Raw genomic sequence first — 17,923 nt, 5'->3', positions numbered from 1 at the left:
CGGCCCGGAGCTCCATGGTCGGCAGCGGCGTCGTCAAGGCGTCACGGGTGCAGAACAGCCGTGGGCTTTGGCCGAACGCTCGGCGAACGCCCTGAGCGCGGCGCGTTCGTAAGCGAAACCCGGATTGCTCACGGTGTTCTTGGGGTTGTCGTCCCGCTCGGCAGCGACGTGCATGGTGAACAGGGCACGGCCGTCGGAGCACTTGGCCGTCGTCCAGCTTGTCAGGCTGAGGAGTCGGCCCGCTCATGGACCGTTGCAGCCTCGTGGAGCTTCGCGGTGTTACGGTCCCTACGGCCCCGCAGCCGAGCCCCACCGCCCCGAACATCGCCGAAACACACGGCACGACGCTCACCCTCCCTGTTCCCCCGTTTGCTACGACCCCCGGTGCGCGGTTACTTTCGGCCAGGGGACAAACTCAAACCATCGCGGAATCCTCAGGCATAGAAGGTGTCGTCACTGCGACCCGCACCGCGCCGATAGTCGACGGTGCGACTTGGGCCACACTCTCGTCCTTGGCATTACGAGCGACGATCGCGGGAATGCCGGCCTCGGTTGGAACATGACGCACGGTCCAGCCCGCGCTCTCGAAGTAGGTCTGCGCACGTGCCATCACCCGGACCGTCTCCTCTTCCGTAAGCGGCTGAGTCGACCATGCGTGGTGGACATAGGCGCCTTCGGAGTCCTGATAGGTGCTGAGCCCGTCGCCCTGCTGTGCTGTGGCGTGCCGCGCTTGGAGAGCGTCATAAATCCGGCTGGAGTGGTCGAGGGCTCGATGCTCGGCGTGCTCGTCGGCCTGCGTGCGCTGGAGGGCTGCAGGGTCGGCAGCGGACCCGCCGCTGGGAGCAAAGCAGGGAGAAGTCACGGAGATGGCTGCGAGCCCCTCGCCTTCGGCCCGGTTCACGACCCCGGTAAGGGCGGTCATCCAGAAGTCATCCGGTTCGGTACGCATGCCCACTGAGGGAAAGGGATCGGACCAGTCAGCATCTGACGACTGGAACTTGTAGCCAACTTTCACCCATGCGTCCCGTGCTTGCCGTACCAATGTCTTGGCCTTGCTGCCTGGAACTCCGGTCAGCTGATACGTGAGTCGGAACTGCACTCGATCGTCAGGGCCGTGGTCGTCTCGGGCGACGCACGTCCCCAAGGGGCGAAGACCGGTACGCTTGAGCGTCGGCTTGGGTGACATACCGTCCACTGCCTGGTGAACGATTTCCTCTGCGCGTTGGGTTGCCTTCTGCTCGTCCATGGTGGCCTGCTTGGATTCCGTTGCCTTATTCCCACTGCCGTTCTGTTGGGTTCCGCAAGCCGTGACTGCGGCTGCTACACACAACGAGGTAATGACCGCCATCATTCGGTTCAGTTTCACGGAGTTCCTCCGGTTGCGATCTTCGCCATATCAGCCAGGGAATCACCTTCCCAGTACTGGGAGTGAGCGGGCATGAAGCCATCCGCGCCGGGGAATTTACCGTCAGCAACCCTGAAAGTCCGCCCACCAAATTCGTCGGACGTCGGATCGTTACCGTACATGATCGAGTGGTCGTCGAAGAGGCGCATGTATGCCTTCGGATTCAGCGGCGCCAGCATGCCTGCGGGCGGTGGAGCCACGTTGACGAGATCGTTCTTCGCCGTGGCAGCCCAGACATGATCTGCGGGGATGTTCAGGTCCTTGGCGTGGTTGACCCCTACGCCCGGACTTCCTACCAGAATCGCGTTGTCTACGGGCAGGTCTGGGTGATCACGCATCGTCTCGCCGGCCACAAGAGTGCCGTAGCTGTGGCCCATGATTGTTGAATTCGCATGGCCTCCGCGATGGGCCGTGTCAAGGCCGGTCAGGAAACTGTTCAAAGGCTCACGTGCATTGTCGGCCCACTTGGCGTCAGTCGCGTCGCCCATAAGACTCTGCGGAGCGTCGTAACCAAGCCACATTATCGATGCTGTCGAATGCAGAGGGTCCGCAATTGTTGCTTGGTCCTGAAGAAGCTCAGCCCTTGAGATGTCGCCATCAATACTGATCAGCTTGGTCCCGGTTCCCGGAACATATGTCACTACGTTGTCAGCGGTGTCGGGGTTTCCGATGGACATGACGACATGCCCGAGCTTCTTGTTGTCGAACCCGAGGAGATAAGGCCGGGTACTCTCGTCACCAGCATAGTTGTCGTATCGGTCCTGGATCGCGTCCATAGCGTCGATTGGACTCTGAAGTTCTTTCCGTTTCTTTTCCCACTCCCTCCATTCCTCCGTCGGAATCTTTGCAGTCCACCGCTCACCCGTCTGGGCGTTGATGATTTCGCGCTCGTAGTAAGCCGGCTTGGGCTCCTTCGCCATCCAGGCGTTCAACTCGCCCTGCGCGACGCCACGGGCCTCCGCAAGAACCGTTCTGTTCGCCTCGTCACGTACAGCGGCAGGAAGCCCGTCCATCCACCCGATCGAATCAGGATGCACAGCTATGTAATCCGCCCGCTGCTCGTCGGTGAGGCTCTTCCACCACTGAGCGTTGTCCTCGGGAGTCCCGTGCTTGGGCGGTTCCTTGATCGAGTCCAGGTAGTCCTCGGCTCCCTTGAGGACACCAGCGGTGTCCTTCTTCACGTCTGACCAGTCCCGGTCGGAGACGGTCAGGTCGTCGTCGGCCTTCAGGGCCCGCAGCTTCGGCGCCCACTTCTCGTCGGCCTCCGTAGCCTGCTGGAGGGCATCAGCGATGAGGTCGACGTAGTCCAGCGCTCGGCGGTGATTGGGGTTGGGGTCTACGTTTGCAGCCTGGTGGCCAATCGCAGCAGCTGTACCGTCTGGCAGGCTGCTCACGGTGCCGCCTTGGGGAACCTTGCCGTCGACCTGCTCGCCGCTGGCCGGGTAGGTGATCGAGCCGTCGGGGTTCACAGTGAACTTCTCGGCTTGGGCGCCCTCGACCGCCGCGTCCAGCTTCTTCTTGGCCGCTTCCAAGTCGTACGCGAACCCGTTGAGCGCCGCGGCGACCAGGCCGCACTCCACCTGGGTGTAGTGGAAGTTCTCAGCCAGGTCCCGCAGCTGCTTCATCCCCGCTGTCGCAGCCTCGCCCTCGTTGGCCTGACGCATGGCCACTGTGATCTGGTGCTCGATACGGTCCTTGGCCGTGCTGGCCATGTCACTCGTACTGCGATATCCGTCGGCCGCATCCGAGAACTCCGACGGCTTCAGCGCACTGAGGGTTGCGAGGTCCATGGCTCCTTGTCACTGCCCCTCGGCCTGGCCGCCGACTACGGGCGTGTCCTCGAACTGGACCTTCAGCGTGGCGATCTCAGCCTTGACCGCCTCATCGGTCCTCATTTGGTCGTTGCCCACCTTCTCGAACACTCCCGCCAGCGCATCGCATCGCCTGCTCACGTCCTTGACGTACCGCTCCCAGGAGTCATAGACGTCCCGCTGGGCGGCAGCAGTCAGGCTCCCGGAAGCATCACCGAGTCCCTTCTGCCCGTCCTCAAGCTTCGCCAGCGCCTTGCCGATGTTCCCGCGCAGTGCGCCAACGTCCTTCCCCGCCTTGGACCACGCGGCCCTGTCCGATCTCAACTTGCCAGAGGGAGGACCGTAGACACCGCTTGTACTGCTGCCTCCCTGATCGGCCGGCAACTGGTTGAGCTGCATCTGTGCGGCGTGCCGCTCGGCCACCGCGGCCTTGAGCTGCTCCCATTCGTCCCACGCCATGCGTGGTCCCTCCCCGTGTCTCATCGAATGCCGTCGAACGGTTGTGAACGTGCGACCGCGACGCTGCGGTGGTCGCGAAGTACGGTAGTGCCACGGCATCACGTGCCCCATCCGTATCTGCCACCAGCGCGTCTGAGTATCCGTACTCAGTGAGCGATGGACGTCGTGTTGCGGCGCCGGGCGCGCACTACAGGGATGGCGATTGCGGCACCCAGCAGAGCGGCAGCACCTACGCCCAGCGTGATCCAGAGAGCCGAGTCGCTGTCATCGTCGTGTGCGGGGACGGCGGCGGACTGCTTGTCCTCCTCGTTCTTGGTCCCAGCGGACTCAGAGGCCTTCGGAGACGGAGACATGGGCTCTGCGGCGGCAAGATCGGGCAGAGGGTATTCGTCGGCTGGGCCGGGATCGCCGGGGGTCTTCAGGGCGATCCGGGGACGCACAACTCCGTAGCCGATGTAGTCGTTTCGCTTGGCGCCGCTTGTGGGGCCGGCTGCGGTGTTGAGCATGACCCTGAGGACCTGGTTGTTGGTCCAGTCAGGGTGCTTCGACCAGATGAGGGCCGCGCTGGCGGAGGCGAGGGCGGTGGCGTCACTCGTGCCACTGCTCTTGCACAGCTCCGTCTTGCCACCACATGCGTGGACCATGTCGATGCCCGGCGCCGCCAGGTCGACTTGGGGGCCGTACTGTGACGCGGAGGTTTTGCGGAGGTCTTGGCCGATCGCTCCTATTCCGACGATCCCTGGAGTGGCAGCGGGGTACGAGAGAGATGAGTCGCCGTTATTGCCGACGGCTGCGAAGATCAGGGCCCCCTTATCCAGGGCATACTTCACAGCATCGCTCTCTGCCTGCCAGGGCCCTCCCGGGGTCTCTACCTCCGACCCCATGGAAATATTGATGACCTTGGCCCCTGCGTCGGCGGCATACCGGATTGCCTTGGGGAATGCGGATGCGTTCTCATGTACTCGGATGGGCAGAATCTTTGCCCCAGGGGCGAGGCCGAAAGCCCCGTCGCCTCCCCCGCTTTCCCCGGTTCCGGCAATCAATCCAGCCATGCCCGTTCCGTGGCCCCGATAGTCAGTGTGCTGATCGCCCTTGGTGGCTGGCGCGAAGTCCTTCCCCTCCAATACTCGGCCGCGGAGGTCAGGGTTCTGGTCGTCGACCCCGCTGTCGATGACTGCGACTGTGACCCCCTCGCCCTTGGTGATCTTCCACATCTCCTCCGCCTTCATGGCGGTCAGATGCCACTGCTGGGAACGGATGGACTCCGCGTGGGACGGCGCGGTGGCGGTGCATACCAACAGGACCGCTAGTACTCCCGGCAGCAGAGTTCTGTGAGCGACACGCTGCATGTTGCTGGTGGGCATCGGCATTCCTCTTGCGGTCCTAATGAATTCAGTCGACAACAGGGGGTGTCGCGCGACGGACACCCTGTCTCCAGGTCTCTTCATCCTCGGTGAGGTAGTCGGGACGCTCGCTCTGCCGATCCTCACGACGTGATTCCGTCGAGCGAGAGCCCGGCGGGACCACCGATCCACCACGCCCAACCGGTCCGGCACCGTGCTGCGGCTCGCCTGTCCGGCGCACCGCGCCCGAGGCCGAGGGACCACCGCGCGTGCCGCCCTGACCTGCAGGACTTGCAGGACTCCCGCTGCCGCCCGAAACACCGTGTACCGCTCCAGAGCCGCCCGGGGTGAAGGGGCGCGAGCTCCCCGTCCCAGCCTGCTGGGGACGGCCGCCGACGATGCCTCCAGTTTCCGGGGCGGAGCGACGCCCCCCGGTTCCACCGCCAGGTGTGGAGGGAGCCGCACCACGTGCAGGGGTTGAGCCGCCAGTACTGATGGGACGGACATGCGCACCGCCCGGACCCTGCGGGCGACCACCAACAATGCCTTCGGGCTGTCCGGCGATGCGTCGGCCACTTCCCGTACCACCCTGGACACCCCCCGGTCGTCCTGTGCCGACGGGTTGCCCCGCTGGGCCACGGCCGTGGATGCCCTCACCGCCGATCACTGTGCCGCGGGGGATGCCGCCAGTGGCTCGCCCGGGAGCCGACGGTACGGGCCTACCACCCGTGATGCCTCCTCCCTCTGCGGGCCGCTGGGGGGTAGGCCTCGTGCCGATCGGAGTCTGGCCAGGGCTCACCGGGGGCCGGAGCCCCGTGGAGGGGCGGCTTGTTCCTGTCGAGGGGCTGGTCGGCCTCTGTACACCTCCCCCCGACGGGGGTACCACTCCGGAAGGCATCGGCGGAGTTCCTTCTGGCCGCCCTCCTGCCATCGGCGGGCCACTTGGCGGCCCCGACGGGGTAGCCGGTGTTGCGGGCAGGGTGGCAACACTGTCGATCTCCATCGCCGTGGGCGCCTGTGGACGCACAGCTCCTCCGGCGGGGATTCCAGGAGCATCGACGGAAGACTCGGGAGCTCCAACCGGCTTGCTCCCTCCATGCCCCTGGCTCGTTGAACCACCGGCCTGCTCGCCAGGCCTGGCCGCTCCACTCGTGCCGGACGCAGCCGCGCCATCGGCAGCACCCTGCCGTGCGAGATCCTCGCTCATCTCGTCAAAGCTGCCATCCGGCATCACAACCGCAGGCGGCGGCGGAAACACCGGCTTCTCCAACCCGTCCATCTGCTCCGCAGACAGCGTGTAGGACTCCCCTAGCTTCTTCATCTGCCGAGCAGCCTCTTGCCGCTCCGACTCCCGCTTGGCCATGACCGCCTGAATGTCCCTGGTGGAGTCACGGGAGACGGAAGCCGAATCAGGGTCCTTGGGCGTGGCCTTCGCTGCGTCCAGGTTCGCCTGCGCCTTGCTCAGGGTGGACTGGCCGTACTTCGTGTCCCGGGGGATCGAGGCCTGGACGCTCGCGATCGTGCCGGCGGCCTCCTGGAGCCACTTCGACGCGCCTTCGCTGTAGTCGGCCAAGCGCAGCGTCGCGTTCGCCAGGTCTCCGCTCCAGGTGCGGAACGCGTCGGCTCCTTCCCCCTTCCAACTCACCCACTGCGGGCGCGTCTTCAGCTCCTCGCCGGCCTTCTTGATCTCTGCGCCCACCCGCAAGAGCTTGGCCGCGGCGAAGATCACCGCGTTGGGATCGGCCTGATCCAGCCAGGCGAGCATGCCCTCGTGGCTCATGCCCTCGAACGGCGTCTTGCCGCCGCCCCCGCCTTTGTCGCCCATCTCGACTCCCCGCTTATCCCCGTGTGTGTCCCCGTGTTGCGTGACCGGCCGTCATCATCAGAAGCCCGATGCGCCGGACGTGTCGCCGCTGCCCGCGGTGCCGCCCGGCTTCGTGGTCTCCCCACCTGGCCCACCCGGAACCGGCGGCTCGTAGGTGCCGCCGTAGTGCTCGGTCGTGTCCTTGCTGATCGCCAGCATGCGCTGGCGGACGTCCGCGTCCACGTTCTCGTAGCCCTTGTGCGAGGCCAGGACCGCGATGCTCATGCCCTCGATGGAGTCGGTCAGGAGCTTGGAGAGCTTCTCCAACTCCGAGATCACCGTCTCGTACGAGCCAAAGAGGTTGGTTGCCTCGGCCCAACCGTCGGATCCTCCACCGAAGTTGGCCCGCGACACCGTGTCCTGTCCCACCTGCTTCGGGCCTGCGGGTCCTTCCCGCAGGTCACGCAGGAGCGCGTCGATGCGGTCTCGGAACTTCGTGAAGGACTGCAACTCGGTGATGACGTCACCAACAGCCGAAACGGCTGCCTGGAGGCCTCCCCCGACGCCGAACGCCTCTGCGCCCCACGATGCGACTGGTCCCCCCAATGCACCCTCCGCCCATGCGGCTGGGTCCGCCACAGGTGCGTCGATCGGCACGTCCTCCGCCACAGCGTCCTCCCCGTTAGCCAAAGCGTCAGGTTTCACTTTAGCTACGGGTACTGACAATTCGCCTACCTTCTTTGCGCGCGCAAGTAAACGCACAAGTGGGCAAGTTGGGCACAGTCGGTCGCAACTGAACGTCACGAAATCGTGACAGTCGCTCGCGCCGTCAGCGCTACCGATGGCCGAAAAGAGCGCCTATGGGGCGATCGCCTGACAGGGGCACCTGGAGGTATCTCATACCGTGGCTCGAGGAACGGGCGAGTAGCCGAAGGGGCACTGTTTACTTCCCAGTCGGAGCATCGCATCCCAGTCAGCCTCAGGTTTCACGATGCGAATGCCCGCGCCCCCTCAAGGGGGCAGCGCGACCGGGGCAACACCTCAGAGCAGGTGGTCCGCCTTCCCTGCTTTGATGTCGAGGATGAGCGCGCGGAGGGCTTCGCGGGTGTCCGTGAGGTAGGTGTCCTCGGCGCCGGCTATGGCGATGTAGGCGTTGCCGTCGGGGTCGGTGCCGAGGCGGAAGCAGTTGTTGCCTTCACCGCAGAATGGCTCTTCCCAGGTGATGCGACTAGTCATGACGTCTCCTACAGCTCACGGGCGATCTTGTGGATAACGTCACGCGATGCTTCCGAACTCATCGCCGCGTCGTCCATCCAGTCCAGATGCGCACGGTACTTCGTGAGCTGGGCCTCGGCATGAGTGAATTCCGGCCCGTGCGCCGAGTCCAGTTGCACGGTGTCCAGTTGAGGCACAGCCCCGTCCGCATAGAGCAGCGCGTGTCCCGCGCCGGGGAACCCGCCTTTGAGGGTGGAGATCACACGGACTTCAATGTTCTCTCGTTCAGACTGGACGGCCAGATGCTTGAGCTGCTCCCGGGTCGCTTCCCTGCCGCCGTAGGGCATACGCAGGGCTGCTTCATGGACGTAGGCGATGTACGGGAGCGGTTCCGACCGTTCGAAAACCTGTTGGCGCTCCATGCGGTGCGCTACGCGCAGCTCGACCTCCAGTCGGCTTAGCGGTGGCAGTACGGCAGCGAAGACGGCGCGGGCGTACTCCTCGGTCTGGAGCAGGCCGGGGGCGTGCATGACCTGAGCGGTCCGGACGCGGGCCGCATGCCACTCCAACTCGGCGATATCCAGGAGCCCTGAGGGCAGCGTTCCTCGGTGATGCTCCCACCACCCGCGTACCTTTCCAGCCGCTATGGCCACCAGGGCGTCAACGTAAGTCTCGTCCGTGCACGCATAGTTGCAGGCCAAGGTGCGGATGCGTTCCGGTGAGAAGGGGCGGATACCCGACTCCATGTTGGACAGCCGCGTCCTGTCGATCCCCAGGAGGCCTGCCGCGTACTCCGTGGTGGCGCCTGCCGCCAGGCGCATCTTGCGCAGCTCGGCACCCAGGCGCTTCTGCCGTTCCGTCGGAGTGGTTCTGGTTGACATGGCGACAGTCTGCCTGGGCAAGGGCAGGCACGTCCAAGCATTCAGGGGGTAATTATCTCCATCTCGGTGGACACCGTGACTCCGCGGTCTCTACATTCGGTAACGCGACGGCTACCCACGGCAGTTGGAAGCGCATCGCGCGAGCCTGCCCGCACCCTCCTCCCTGGGTGGGGTGGGCCGCGCCAGGGAGACAGGTCGCCAACTGCCGTTCACCAACTGAACCCAACCGAACCCGCCCCACCCCCACCCCCACCCGGAACGGAGACTCCGCATGTCCGACCCTCGGTCCTGGGAGTGCCACCTCAAGCTCCCCAACGACCCGCGAGCACTCTCGATCGCCCGCCGCACCGTCCGCACGGCCCTGCTCGGTTACGCCCACACGCCCGAACTCACCTACACCGCCGAACTGTTGACCTCGGAGCTCGTCTCCAACTCCGTGAAACACTCGGACGGCCCGGTCACCGTCAGACTCCGTTCCCGCGGCAGCACCGTACGCATCGGAGTCATGGACAACCACCCAGAACTCCCCGCCCCCTTGCCCTGCACCCCGGACCAGGACTTCGGTCGCGGCCTCTACCTGGTGGAAGCCCTGGCGGACGCTTGGGGCCGCTACCCGGTGATCAGCCACTCGCACGCGCCCGGATGGAAGGTGGTGTGGTTCGAACTGTCCGGCGTACGGGAGTAAGGCCACCAGGAGATGGTCGGCGGCCCGATGTGCCCCGAAACCCAGAAACGCGGGCCGCGCCCCTCCTGTAACAGCGTGGCCCATACGGCGGGACGCCGACCGCGCGGCCGCCGCGACCCTCTGCGGCGAGGTGCACTCAGCCGCGGGAGGTGGTCTCCTCGGCCATCCCGTCGCACCCATGGTGCGTCATCGGAGATCAGGGACAGGTACGGGATGGTGATGGCCACCGGCGGCATGGCCGCCCCGCGCGCCGGCCATGCCGCTCGCCGACGGCGGGCGAGGCCCGCTAGCCCGACCTCGGCCGACCTCGGCCGACCGGCGACGGTTCACCTCGATCCGCCGCACCTCTTCGGGACCGGCGTACAGGAAACGGCGCTTCCCTGCTCAGATGCCGATGAGTCGGACACGGTCACCGCACAGCCGGGCCATGTCATCGACGTCGGACGTCAGTATGGCCACCGGACCCGGCTGGCGCAGTGCCACCTCAGCGACAGTCGCGTCGATCGCGTACTTGTGGCCGTGCAGACCTGCGGCCTTGAGCAGTTCCGCGGACGCCCTCGCTGCCTGCTCCGTCACCGGCTCGACCTTGACGCGTGAGAGAGCCCACCGCAGCCGAGGCATGTTCACCCGCCCGTGGCTGACTTCCACGATGATGTTGGCTCCGATGACGAAATCCGCGCCCATGGCGTGGAACACCTGGAACATCGCAAGGATCTTGCGGTCCTGCGCGATCCAGGCGGAAAGTCCCTGGGAATCCAGAACGACGGTTTCGACGCGCTCGTTCACGTAGCGCTCACCGACCCGCCGGCGTCCGGCGTCCCGAAGATCCTGGAGCGGGCCTCCGCCAGCTCCTCCTCGGTGAAGGCCCCGTGTTCCTCCTGGTGACGCTGCAGGTCGGCGCCGAGCAGCTGGTGCCGCAGCTGACGCGCCACCGCTGCGGCGACATAACCGGAGACGTTGTCGGTGAGCTTCCTCACGTCAGCAGGCGGACTGTCCGTCGGTGTCGACGGTGGTGCCGCCGATGGCGATGCTGTCGCAGCAAGCTGTGACTCAGGCCCATGCGCCGGTAGAGGACCTGAGCCCACTGATCGGCAGCTCGTGCACCTCGGCCTTCGAGGCCTTCGAGGCCTTCGAGGCCTTCGAGGGCTTCGATCCACGCCGCGAGAAGCCTGCACCTTCATCCACTGGGCGCCAAAAAAATTTACCCAAAACCTATTGACTCTGGGCATTTATTGCGCAAAGTGATTACTAGACCACAACACCGAAGTGCCACAAAGCCGATGAGGACGTCTAGGTCGGCGGAGTGACTTGGACAGGATGTGGTTCAAGCCCCCGGCAAGCCGGCGCGACACCGAGGCAGCAGTGACGACTGAGGCTTCAGGACACGCGCAGCACTACCGGGGACTGTTTTTTGCCCTCAGAGCCTTCGCACGAGCCTGACCTCGGCGCGAAGGCTTTGCCACGCCCACGCCCACGCCCACGCCCACGCTCCGCGGAACCGAAGAGCGCCACCCCTGTCCCTCCACGGCCGGATCGGTCACCCTGCGTCCATGTCGGGCCGGATCTCCACGGTGAAGGCCGCGTCCTCGGGGCCGTCGCCTTCCTCGTCCTCCCAGACGATCACACGCACGTGCCTCTGCTTGGTGCCGCGCACCTCCCACTCGGTCACCAGGTCGGTGACGACGAGGGCGGCGACGTACTCGGCGGACTCTTCGGGGTTGTCGGTGACGACGGTCCCCCGCCACCGCTCGGGATGGCCGCCGTAGGGGCGCCAGCCCTGCGAGCCGTGCGGCTCGTCGACCCGGTACACCCAGCCCTTCTCGGTGCCCATGGCACCGATCCTTCCACTCCGGGCGCACCATGCGCCGCATCGGATCGACCTCCGCCGAGCGCGGGTCGACCGGCTGACCGGCCTGTCGGCTACAACAACTGCCCCGATCACAACAACTGCCCCGACGGCATCGAGCCGGCGGACACGGGCCCCTCAGGCTGCGCCGATGTGTCCCGGAGGCTGACCCGGTGGCATCGCGGGTCTCCGGCCGTGCCGCTACCGGCCGGGACCTCCGTCGGCGGCCGCCTGCAGCGCCTCGGCGGTTGCCGGGTCCACCGGGAGGAACGCCTCCAGTTTCAGCTCGGTGAGGGTCACGTCGATCGCGGTGGCGAACGTCGTCACGGTCGTCATCAGGTGCAGCTCACCGCGCGACGTCTCCAGGTGGAGCGGGACCGCGAAGCCGAGAGCACCGGCGGACCGCTCCAACTCGGGGACGTATTGGGAGAGTTCGGCACGCAGCTCTTCCTGGTGGTCCAGGCGCGCCAGGATGTGACGCGCCCATTCGGCGAGGTTACGGATGCGGGGTGCCATTCCGTGGGGATGGAGGGCGAGGCGGTACACGTTCGTCCCGGGGCCGACCAGTTCGGGGGCCGCACCCTCGGTGATCACGTCGAGTGCCTTATTGGCGGCGATCAGATCACCGTTCCGGTCCACGACGAGCGCGGGATAAGGAAGGTGCCCATGAAGGATGTGGTCCATCGCCGCACGTACAGGGGCCAGGACCGGATCGTCGAGGGCGTTCTCCGGATAGACGGGCGCGTATCCGGCGGCCAGCAGCAGCTCATTGCGCTCCCGCAACGGCAGTTCCAACGACTCGGCCAGGCGTACGACCAGGTTCCGGCCGGGGGTGGACCTGCCGGACTCGATGAAACTGAGGTGCCGCTGGGTGGTACCGGCCCGCAGCGCCAGGTCGAGCTGGCTGAGACGGCGGCGGGTACGGCGTTCACGGAGCGCGGTCGGGAAGTCCACAGGCCTGTTGTAACGGCTGGGGCGGAGGTCCGGCCATTCCCCGGAGGGAATTGTGGGCACCATCGCCGGACGGAAGCCTCTGGGACATGGACATCGGCGTACTCCTCCCGACCGGAAAAGCCCAGTGGGGCGCGGACGACGACCCCCGGGACCTGATCGCCTTCGGCGTCCGGGCCGAACGGTCGGGCTTCTCTTCTCTCTTCGTCAACGACTCCCTGATCAGCCCGCGTATCGAGGCGCTCACGATGCTGGCCGCGCTCGCCCCCGCGACCGAGCGCGTGACGCTGGGGACCGGTGCGCTGCTGGCGTTTCTACGACGCCCGATCCAGGTCGCGCAGTCGCTGGCGTCGATCGACCTGCTGTCCGGCGGCCGGCTCACCGTGGCGGTCGGCGCCGGTTTCCCCGGACGTTTCGGACGGCCCTTCTACACACTGTCCGAGGTGCCGTGGGAGCGCCGCTTCGCCCGGCTTGACGAGACTGTCGCGCTCTGGCGTGGTCTGTGGACCGGCGCCACCTCCTTCCACGGCGAGATCCTCCGGTTCGACCGCATCCCACCCGTGACCCTGCCCTTCCGCGCGGGCGGCCCGCCGATCTGGCTCGGCGGCGCGTCCCCGGCCGCGCTGGCCCGCACCGGCCGGCTGTACGACGGCTGGCTCCCCTACCCGCCCGACCCGGCCGACTACGAGTCCGGTCTGCTGGACGTACGGAAGGCGGCGGCCGAGGCTGGGCGCCCCGCCGACGACGTCACCCCGGCCCTGTTCGTGTCCGTACGGGTTGACGACGGCGTCGAGAACGGCCGCCGGGCGCTCGACGACTACGCACGGGCCGCCTACGGCATGCCGTTGGAGGAACTGGAGAAGATCCAGGCGGTCGTCACCGGCTCCGCCGAGCAGGTTCTCGACGGCCTCGGCCGGTACGTCGCCGCCGGCGCGCGCCATCTCGTCATCCGCCTCGCCGCCCTCGACCTCCGCTCACAGCACGACCAACTCCAGCGCGTCGCCGCCCTGATCCCCGATCTCCGGGCATCGGCGGTTCACGCCTCGTCCTCGGCAGGCGCGCTCACTCCGGACGCGGGAGACTCAGGCACGGAAGGCTCTGACGCTGCCGACACGGTTCCTTCGGATCGGCCCTGAGTGGTCCCGCCGTCTGATTCCGCAGTGCTCCGGTCAGCGTCCCGGTCAGCTCTCCGAGCGCGGGAAGGAGACCTCCACCCTTCGGTTCTTCTTGCGGCCCGCCTCCGTCGCGTTCGAGGAGATGGGGTACTGCTCGCCGTAGCCCCGCACCTCGTACGTGACCGTGGAGTCGTTCAGCGCCGATTCCAGGACTCCCTGTACGGCGTTGGCGCGCTTCCTGGACAGGACGTCGCCGTGGGCCGAGGAGCCGAGGTTGTCGGTGAAGCCGAAGACCCGGATCCTTGTGGCGTTCTGGTTCTTGATCTCCTCGGCGATCGACGAGATGCGTGCCTTCGCCTCGCCGGTCAGCTTCGCGCTGTCCTTGGGGAAGAGGACCTCCGCCTGGAGGGCGAACTTCACGTCCGTGTTGGTGTCTTCCCGACGCTCCTCGCCGGCCTGGTCCTCGACGACCTGCTTGATGTCCAGAACCTTGGGCTCTGCGAGGGTCGCGCCCTCGGGGAGTTTGAGGTCGGGGTCGTTCGCGTCCACTTCGACGGGGGCGGCGGCGGTCGCTTCGGTACCGGGCGGGACGCCGGGGTCGTCGGCCGCGTCGGCTGTTGTGGCGCCGAGGATGTTGGCGGCGAGCATGACTGTGGCGGCGGTGAGGGTCAGGGTGAGGCGTGGGGTGCGGGTCATGGGGGGCCTCATCCGGAGATCTGGATGGAGGCGGCGGCGAAGGTCGGCAGTTGGAAGGTGACCTCGGCAGTGTCCGTGGGCGGAGATGGGAACTGCATGAACACGGCCAGGCTCTCCCCGGCCTTGAGAGTCGAGAAACCCGTGGTGGTCAGCGGACGGCCATCCGTGTCCCGCAGGACGTAGTACCGCTTCTTGCTTTTCGAGTCGACGAGTGTGGCACCGCCGAGCGACCTGCCATTCCTGATGATCTCGGTCTCATTGCCGCTCAGGGCGGACGGAACCGAGGTGCTCTTGGCCCCGTCGTTCTTGAGGTTGCCGTTCACGGTGATGAAGCCGCCGGAATCCCGCTGGGCAGAGGTGATCTGGAGGAGCAGTCCGTCCGAACCCTTCAGCTCCGCCAGGGGCTCGTCCGCCTGTCCCTCCTGGGCACTCGGCTCGGATCCACGGTTTGTGGGAGCGGACGCCGAAGCCTGCGGCTTCTTGTCGTCCTCCCCCCCACCGCCGCAGCCGACCACGCCGAGGGCCAGACCAGCCGCAACGGTCAGCGCGACCATCCCCCTGTGGGCCTTCGTCGTGAACCGAATGCTCATGCCTCTGCTTCCTTCGTCACTCGTCGTTCGCTTGTAGGTCGGCCAGATGGACGTCGAAGAGGTCCTCGGGGTCCGGAAGGGTGGTCGGATCGTCCGGGTCCGGGTCCCAGTTCTCGTCCCCGCAGGTGAGTCGAGGCAGTGGCAGTACGTCGTTTCCGTCGCCGCCCTCGTCTCCGCCCCCGGTTTCCTCGCCCGGGAGGTCGAACGTGCAGCGAGCCTCGATCACGGCGGTGGCGGCTGCCCTGGACTTCTTGTCTTCCGTGCCGGGGACGATCGAGTCTCCGACGGGCTTGTCCGTTCTGACCTCGACCTCATAGCTCAGGATTCCTGGATCGCAGCCTTCTACATGGGCGTCGTTCTGCGCTGCGAGTTCGTCCGCTCGCCAGCACGACAGATCCAGTCCGACGACGTCGCCGTTGAAAATGTCCTGCCACTTCCTCGGGTCGAGGACGTCCTCCACCCACTTGCCCGCGAGTTGGTCCCGCGTGTCCAGCGCCGCCGCCAAAGCCGCCGCGTCCGCCGCGGTTTGGGCGCCGTTCCGGTTTGCCGCGGCCTGGCCGACCGCAAGGTAAGCGAACGCGAGAAAAAGCAGGCCCGCCACCACCGTGATGTAGATGGGGAAGGCCTGCCCGGCGTCGCCGTACCTCGGTGGTCGCATCAGCCGCCGGTCACCTCGGTGATCTTGTCCGTGATCGCGTCGAAGATCGTCTGACCGATGTCCGTTCCTGTAATGGCCAACACGATCGCCACGACCACCGCGATGATCCCCAGATACTCCACCGCCGTCTGCCCCTTGTCGTCGCGAGCGGCACGGCAGCGCAGGTGCTTGACGGCGGTGTTGATCCAGTTGCTCATGATGTTCCCCTCTGGTGTCGGGCGAGGCCTCGTGAGAAACGTAAGCGTGAATCCCCGAAACACCAGAGGGTCCCTGGGCCCAATTCCGGGCCCCGGCCGAAAACCATCGCTCTGTCATCGCCGGTCAACTCCGTCCTGGGTGTGAACCCGGGGCCGTGCCGAGCCACTTGGCGGCGGCTTCCGCTCGGCTGGTGCTGTGGAGTTTGGCGAAGATCCGGTTGATGTGGTTCTTGACCGTCTTCTCGCTGATGAAGCAGGTGGCGGCGATCTGCTGATTGTTCATGCCCGACGCGATGAGGTCCATGATCTCCGCCTCCCTCCTGCTCAGCTGGAACCGTGACCTGTACGACGACGACTGTCCCACACCCGGTTGCAGTTGCGAAAGCGGTTCCCCGAAATTCCCTGTAGCGGTTGGGTCTTTGGCGTTTGCTTGCGCGAGGGACGCCAACGCGGTGGGAGTGAAGTGGGAGCGGCCGTCCTTCATGTCCCGTACCGCCCTGACCAGTTCGTCCGCCGTGAACTCCCCGTGCACCAGATAGCCGACCGCCCCTCGGCGCATGGCCGCACGGACCGTCTCCGACTCCCCGCTGTACGTCAGCATCATCACTGGGGCTATACGGACGAGGTGCGGGAGCGCCTCGATGCCGTCCATGCCCGGCATGCGGACGTCCAGGAGGATCGCGTCGGGACGGTGCCGGAGGGCCACCTCGTGGGCCTCGTGGCCGTTGGCCGCCTCGGCCACGACCGTTATGTCCTCGTGGGCGGACAGGAGAGCCGTCAGTCCTGCTCGGACCACTGGGTTGTCGTCGGCCACGACGATCCGGAGGGGGGTGTTCATGGGGCCGCCTTTGTCGTCGTCAGGGCCGCCAGCGGGAGTTCCAGTCGGACCTCCGTACCGCGGGAGTGGCCGCCCTTGCCGAGGTGAATGCGGGCGCCGATCGAGGCAGCTCGTTCGGCCATGCCGATCAGGCCGAAGTGGCCTGACCGGCGGAGGTGTTCGGAGGTGGTGTCGGTGGGAAGTCCCTGCCCGTCGTCCTGGACCGTCAGATACAGCACGTCGCCCTGGACACCTGCGCGTACGTCGACCCGGGTGGCGTTCGCGTGACGGTGGGCGTTCTCCATGGCCTCCTCGGTGATGATGAGGAGTTGACGGGCGACGGCCGGCGGGACCGGGGGTGCGGGGGCCTCGCCCATGGCGACGTACGCGGCTCGCATGCCGGTACGGGCCGTGAAGTCCTCGATACGAGCGGCCAGTTCCGACGCGATGTCCGTCGCCTGGTCCGGATCGGACTCGCGGCGCAGGTCCGCCAGAAGTTCTCGGGACTCGGCCGCGGCTCGGCGGGCGGAGCGTGCCACCAGTTCCGCCTGCTGCCTGATGCGGGCCGGGTCCATCGAGGCCGACGCCGAGGAAGCCGCCAGACCCTCCGCCGCCAGCGCCACGCCGTGCAGCGTCTTCGCCACCGAGTCGTGCATCTCGCGGGCCAGGCGGGCTCGTTCCGCGCTGACCGCCTCCGTCACCGCCAGGCGGGCCTGGATCGTCGTCAGGGCCTCGGTGGCCGTGCCGAAGCGGAGCATGAGGTTGCGCAGGGACGAGCCCAGTGCGCCTGTTATGACGCACAGGCCCGGCAGGAGGAGTTTCTCCGCCAGGACGCTGCCCGCCTGCGCGTCCCTGTTGATCGCGTAAGCCAGCAGCAGGATCAGGGACTGCGCGCTGGCGAACACCGCCGCGCCCCGGTAGCCGTAGACGATGCCGGCCAGGAGCGGGGTGCAGACGCTGACGTAGGCAAGAGTCGTGTCCGGGCCCGCCGAGATGAGGAGGAGGGAGGTGAAGAGGGTGTCGACGGCCAGGAGGGTGGGGTGGCGCAGGAGGAGGGGGCCGAAGCGTTCCCAGTCGCGGAACAGGGCGTACGAGGCCATGAAGGTGATGACCACCGACGCGCCCACCAGACGGGTGCCCAGGCCCGGAGCCGCGTTGAGCAGGGCCCCGGGTGCCGCCAGCGCGATCATGGCGAGGCGGAAGCCGAAGACCTGGCGGCACATGGCCTGGAGGGCATTTATCTGGAGGGAGATCTCCGGTACCTGCGTGGAGATCTCCGGTACCTGCGGAGAGGTCTCCGGTGCCTGCAGAGGGGTCTCCGCAGAGCGCTCCGCCTCCGCAGTCGCCGTTCGGGACGTCCACCGGCGTCGCAGAAGCGCGCGGCCGACTCGCGCCACGCCTCGCCCCGACCCCGTGCCCATCCGCACCGGCATACCTGCCATACAGCCCT

The 17,923-nt window shown here is 66.7% G+C and carries 22 protein-coding genes; 4 read left to right on the top strand and 18 right to left on the bottom strand.

The window, feature by feature from the left end; genetic code table 11:
* Nucleotides 1-33 precede the first annotated feature (33 nt).
* The 5 genes from PBV52_RS31125 to mycP form a co-directional block, all read right to left on the bottom strand.
* Nucleotides 34-174, bottom strand: coding sequence for a hypothetical protein (locus PBV52_RS31125; protein WP_274242839.1), 141 nt, complete (start codon nt 172-174; stop codon nt 34-36).
* A gap of 241 nt (nt 175-415) precedes the next feature.
* A complete protein-coding gene (locus PBV52_RS31120; protein ID WP_274242838.1) occupies nt 416-1,246 on the bottom strand; it encodes a hypothetical protein in 831 nt (276 codons plus the stop codon).
* Between the two features lie 116 nt (nt 1,247-1,362).
* Nucleotides 1,363-3,195, bottom strand: a complete 1,833-nt coding sequence (locus tag PBV52_RS31115; protein ID WP_274242837.1) for an alpha/beta hydrolase — start codon at nt 3,193-3,195, stop codon at nt 1,363-1,365.
* Nucleotides 3,196-3,204: 9 nt separating this feature from the next.
* Entirely contained in the window at nt 3,205-3,675 is a 471-nt protein-coding gene (locus tag PBV52_RS31110; RefSeq protein ID WP_274242836.1) for a hypothetical protein, read from the bottom strand.
* A 146-nt stretch (nt 3,676-3,821) separates the two neighbouring features.
* Nucleotides 3,822-5,039 carry a type VII secretion-associated serine protease mycosin gene (gene mycP, locus PBV52_RS31105; protein WP_274242834.1) on the bottom strand — a complete coding sequence of 406 codons (1,218 nt, stop codon included), beginning with the start codon at nt 5,037-5,039 and terminating at the stop codon, nt 3,822-3,824.
* Nucleotides 5,040-6,442: 1,403 nt separating this feature from the next.
* Between mycP and PBV52_RS31100 the strand changes: the two genes are divergently transcribed.
* Nucleotides 6,443-6,583, top strand: coding sequence for a hypothetical protein (locus PBV52_RS31100; RefSeq protein WP_274242833.1), 141 nt, complete (start codon nt 6,443-6,445; stop codon nt 6,581-6,583).
* A gap of 317 nt (nt 6,584-6,900) precedes the next feature.
* On the opposite strand, the gene PBV52_RS31095 is transcribed toward PBV52_RS31100, so the two are convergent.
* From PBV52_RS31095 to PBV52_RS31085, 3 genes are all read right to left on the bottom strand, one after another.
* Nucleotides 6,901-7,428: a hypothetical protein gene (locus PBV52_RS31095; protein ID WP_274242832.1), complete on the bottom strand. Its 528-nt coding sequence runs from the start codon at nt 7,426-7,428 to the stop codon at nt 6,901-6,903.
* Nucleotides 7,429-7,863: 435 nt separating this feature from the next.
* Nucleotides 7,864-8,058: a hypothetical protein gene (locus PBV52_RS31090; RefSeq protein ID WP_274242831.1), complete on the bottom strand. Its 195-nt coding sequence runs from the start codon at nt 8,056-8,058 to the stop codon at nt 7,864-7,866.
* Between the two features lie 8 nt (nt 8,059-8,066).
* On the bottom strand, nt 8,067-8,918 hold the full coding sequence (locus tag PBV52_RS31085; RefSeq protein ID WP_274242830.1) for a helix-turn-helix transcriptional regulator: 852 nt from the start codon (nt 8,916-8,918) through the stop codon (nt 8,067-8,069).
* A 271-nt stretch (nt 8,919-9,189) separates the two neighbouring features.
* Between PBV52_RS31085 and PBV52_RS31080 the strand changes: the two genes are divergently transcribed.
* Entirely contained in the window at nt 9,190-9,603 is a 414-nt protein-coding gene (locus tag PBV52_RS31080) for an ATP-binding protein (RefSeq protein WP_274242829.1), read from the top strand.
* Nucleotides 9,604-9,987: 384 nt separating this feature from the next.
* On the opposite strand, the gene PBV52_RS31075 is transcribed toward PBV52_RS31080, so the two are convergent.
* The gene (locus PBV52_RS31075) at nt 9,988-10,389 is read right to left on the bottom strand and encodes a DNA-binding protein (protein WP_274242828.1); all 402 of its coding nucleotides are present in this window, start codon (nt 10,387-10,389) and stop codon (nt 9,988-9,990) included.
* On the bottom strand, nt 10,386-10,580 hold the full coding sequence (locus PBV52_RS31070; RefSeq protein ID WP_274242827.1) for a hypothetical protein: 195 nt from the start codon (nt 10,578-10,580) through the stop codon (nt 10,386-10,388). Before PBV52_RS31070 ends, PBV52_RS31075 begins: the two co-directional genes overlap by 4 nt.
* A gap of 23 nt (nt 10,581-10,603) precedes the next feature.
* On the opposite strand from PBV52_RS31070, the gene PBV52_RS31065 reads away from it, so the two are divergent.
* Entirely contained in the window at nt 10,604-10,822 is a 219-nt protein-coding gene (locus PBV52_RS31065) for a hypothetical protein (protein WP_274242826.1), read from the top strand.
* Nucleotides 10,823-11,140: 318 nt separating this feature from the next.
* Here the strand turns inward: PBV52_RS31065 and PBV52_RS31060 are convergent, their stop codons facing one another.
* Nucleotides 11,141-11,434 carry a hypothetical protein gene (locus PBV52_RS31060; RefSeq protein WP_274242824.1) on the bottom strand — a complete coding sequence of 98 codons (294 nt, stop codon included), beginning with the start codon at nt 11,432-11,434 and terminating at the stop codon, nt 11,141-11,143.
* A 216-nt stretch (nt 11,435-11,650) separates the two neighbouring features.
* On the bottom strand, nt 11,651-12,403 hold the full coding sequence (locus tag PBV52_RS31055; protein ID WP_274242822.1) for a helix-turn-helix transcriptional regulator: 753 nt from the start codon (nt 12,401-12,403) through the stop codon (nt 11,651-11,653).
* Nucleotides 12,404-12,489: 86 nt separating this feature from the next.
* On the opposite strand from PBV52_RS31055, the gene PBV52_RS31050 reads away from it, so the two are divergent.
* Complete coding sequence (locus tag PBV52_RS31050) at nt 12,490-13,536, top strand: LLM class flavin-dependent oxidoreductase (RefSeq protein ID WP_274242820.1); 1,047 nt, start codon at nt 12,490-12,492, stop codon at nt 13,534-13,536.
* Between the two features lie 45 nt (nt 13,537-13,581).
* Here PBV52_RS31050 and PBV52_RS31045 read toward each other — a convergent pair whose 3' ends face one another.
* The 6 genes from PBV52_RS31045 to PBV52_RS31020 form a co-directional block, all read right to left on the bottom strand.
* The gene (locus PBV52_RS31045; protein ID WP_274242818.1) at nt 13,582-14,211 is read right to left on the bottom strand and encodes an OmpA family protein; all 630 of its coding nucleotides are present in this window, start codon (nt 14,209-14,211) and stop codon (nt 13,582-13,584) included.
* A gap of 8 nt (nt 14,212-14,219) precedes the next feature.
* Nucleotides 14,220-14,801, bottom strand: a complete 582-nt coding sequence (locus PBV52_RS31040) for a hypothetical protein (RefSeq protein WP_274242816.1) — start codon at nt 14,799-14,801, stop codon at nt 14,220-14,222.
* Between the two features lie 16 nt (nt 14,802-14,817).
* The gene (locus PBV52_RS31035) at nt 14,818-15,459 is read right to left on the bottom strand and encodes a pilus assembly protein TadG-related protein (RefSeq protein WP_274242814.1); all 642 of its coding nucleotides are present in this window, start codon (nt 15,457-15,459) and stop codon (nt 14,818-14,820) included.
* Nucleotides 15,459-15,656: a Flp family type IVb pilin gene (locus PBV52_RS31030; protein ID WP_274242813.1), complete on the bottom strand. Its 198-nt coding sequence runs from the start codon at nt 15,654-15,656 to the stop codon at nt 15,459-15,461. Before PBV52_RS31030 ends, PBV52_RS31035 begins: the two co-directional genes overlap by 1 nt.
* 124 nt (nt 15,657-15,780) lie before the next feature.
* On the bottom strand, nt 15,781-16,494 hold the full coding sequence (locus PBV52_RS31025) for a response regulator transcription factor (RefSeq protein WP_274242812.1): 714 nt from the start codon (nt 16,492-16,494) through the stop codon (nt 15,781-15,783).
* Nucleotides 16,491-17,915, bottom strand: a complete 1,425-nt coding sequence (locus PBV52_RS31020) for a histidine kinase (protein WP_306801452.1) — start codon at nt 17,913-17,915, stop codon at nt 16,491-16,493. The genes PBV52_RS31025 and PBV52_RS31020 overlap by 4 nt, the downstream gene beginning before the upstream one ends.
* Nucleotides 17,916-17,923: the final 8 nt, after the last annotated feature.

This window comes from Streptomyces sp. T12, assembly GCF_028736035.1.
Taxonomy (GTDB): Bacteria; Actinomycetota; Actinomycetes; order Streptomycetales; family Streptomycetaceae; genus Streptomyces.
This window is presented reverse-complemented; position numbering and strand designations above follow the sequence as displayed.

What these genes read in the sequence shown, in the direction of transcription:
- PBV52_RS31125 (WP_274242839.1), bottom strand. Translation starts at nt 174, where the DNA reads ATGCACGTCGCTGCCGAGCGGGACGACAACCCCAAGAACACCGTGAGC.
- PBV52_RS31120 (WP_274242838.1), bottom strand. Translation starts at nt 1,246, where the DNA reads ATGGACGAGCAGAAGGCAACCCAACGCGCAGAGGAAATCGTTCACCAG.
- PBV52_RS31115 (WP_274242837.1), bottom strand. Translation starts at nt 3,195, where the DNA reads ATGGACCTCGCAACCCTCAGTGCGCTGAAGCCGTCGGAGTTCTCGGAT.
- PBV52_RS31110 (WP_274242836.1), bottom strand. Translation starts at nt 3,675, where the DNA reads ATGGCGTGGGACGAATGGGAGCAGCTCAAGGCCGCGGTGGCCGAGCGG.
- mycP (WP_274242834.1), bottom strand. Translation starts at nt 5,039, where the DNA reads ATGCCCACCAGCAACATGCAGCGTGTCGCTCACAGAACTCTGCTGCCG.
- PBV52_RS31090 (WP_274242831.1), bottom strand. Translation starts at nt 8,058, where the DNA reads ATGACTAGTCGCATCACCTGGGAAGAGCCATTCTGCGGTGAAGGCAAC.
- PBV52_RS31085 (WP_274242830.1), bottom strand. Translation starts at nt 8,918, where the DNA reads ATGTCAACCAGAACCACTCCGACGGAACGGCAGAAGCGCCTGGGTGCC.
- PBV52_RS31080 (WP_274242829.1), top strand. Translation starts at nt 9,190, where the DNA reads ATGTCCGACCCTCGGTCCTGGGAGTGCCACCTCAAGCTCCCCAACGAC.
- PBV52_RS31060 (WP_274242824.1), bottom strand. Translation starts at nt 11,434, where the DNA reads ATGGGCACCGAGAAGGGCTGGGTGTACCGGGTCGACGAGCCGCACGGC.
- PBV52_RS31050 (WP_274242820.1), top strand. Translation starts at nt 12,490, where the DNA reads ATGGACATCGGCGTACTCCTCCCGACCGGAAAAGCCCAGTGGGGCGCG.
- PBV52_RS31045 (WP_274242818.1), bottom strand. Translation starts at nt 14,211, where the DNA reads ATGACCCGCACCCCACGCCTCACCCTGACCCTCACCGCCGCCACAGTC.
- PBV52_RS31040 (WP_274242816.1), bottom strand. Translation starts at nt 14,801, where the DNA reads ATGAGCATTCGGTTCACGACGAAGGCCCACAGGGGGATGGTCGCGCTG.
- PBV52_RS31035 (WP_274242814.1), bottom strand. Translation starts at nt 15,459, where the DNA reads ATGCGACCACCGAGGTACGGCGACGCCGGGCAGGCCTTCCCCATCTAC.
- PBV52_RS31030 (WP_274242813.1), bottom strand. Translation starts at nt 15,656, where the DNA reads ATGAGCAACTGGATCAACACCGCCGTCAAGCACCTGCGCTGCCGTGCC.
- PBV52_RS31025 (WP_274242812.1), bottom strand. Translation starts at nt 16,494, where the DNA reads ATGAACACCCCCCTCCGGATCGTCGTGGCCGACGACAACCCAGTGGTC.
- PBV52_RS31020 (WP_306801452.1), bottom strand. Translation starts at nt 17,915, where the DNA reads ATGGCAGGTATGCCGGTGCGGATGGGCACGGGGTCGGGGCGAGGCGTG.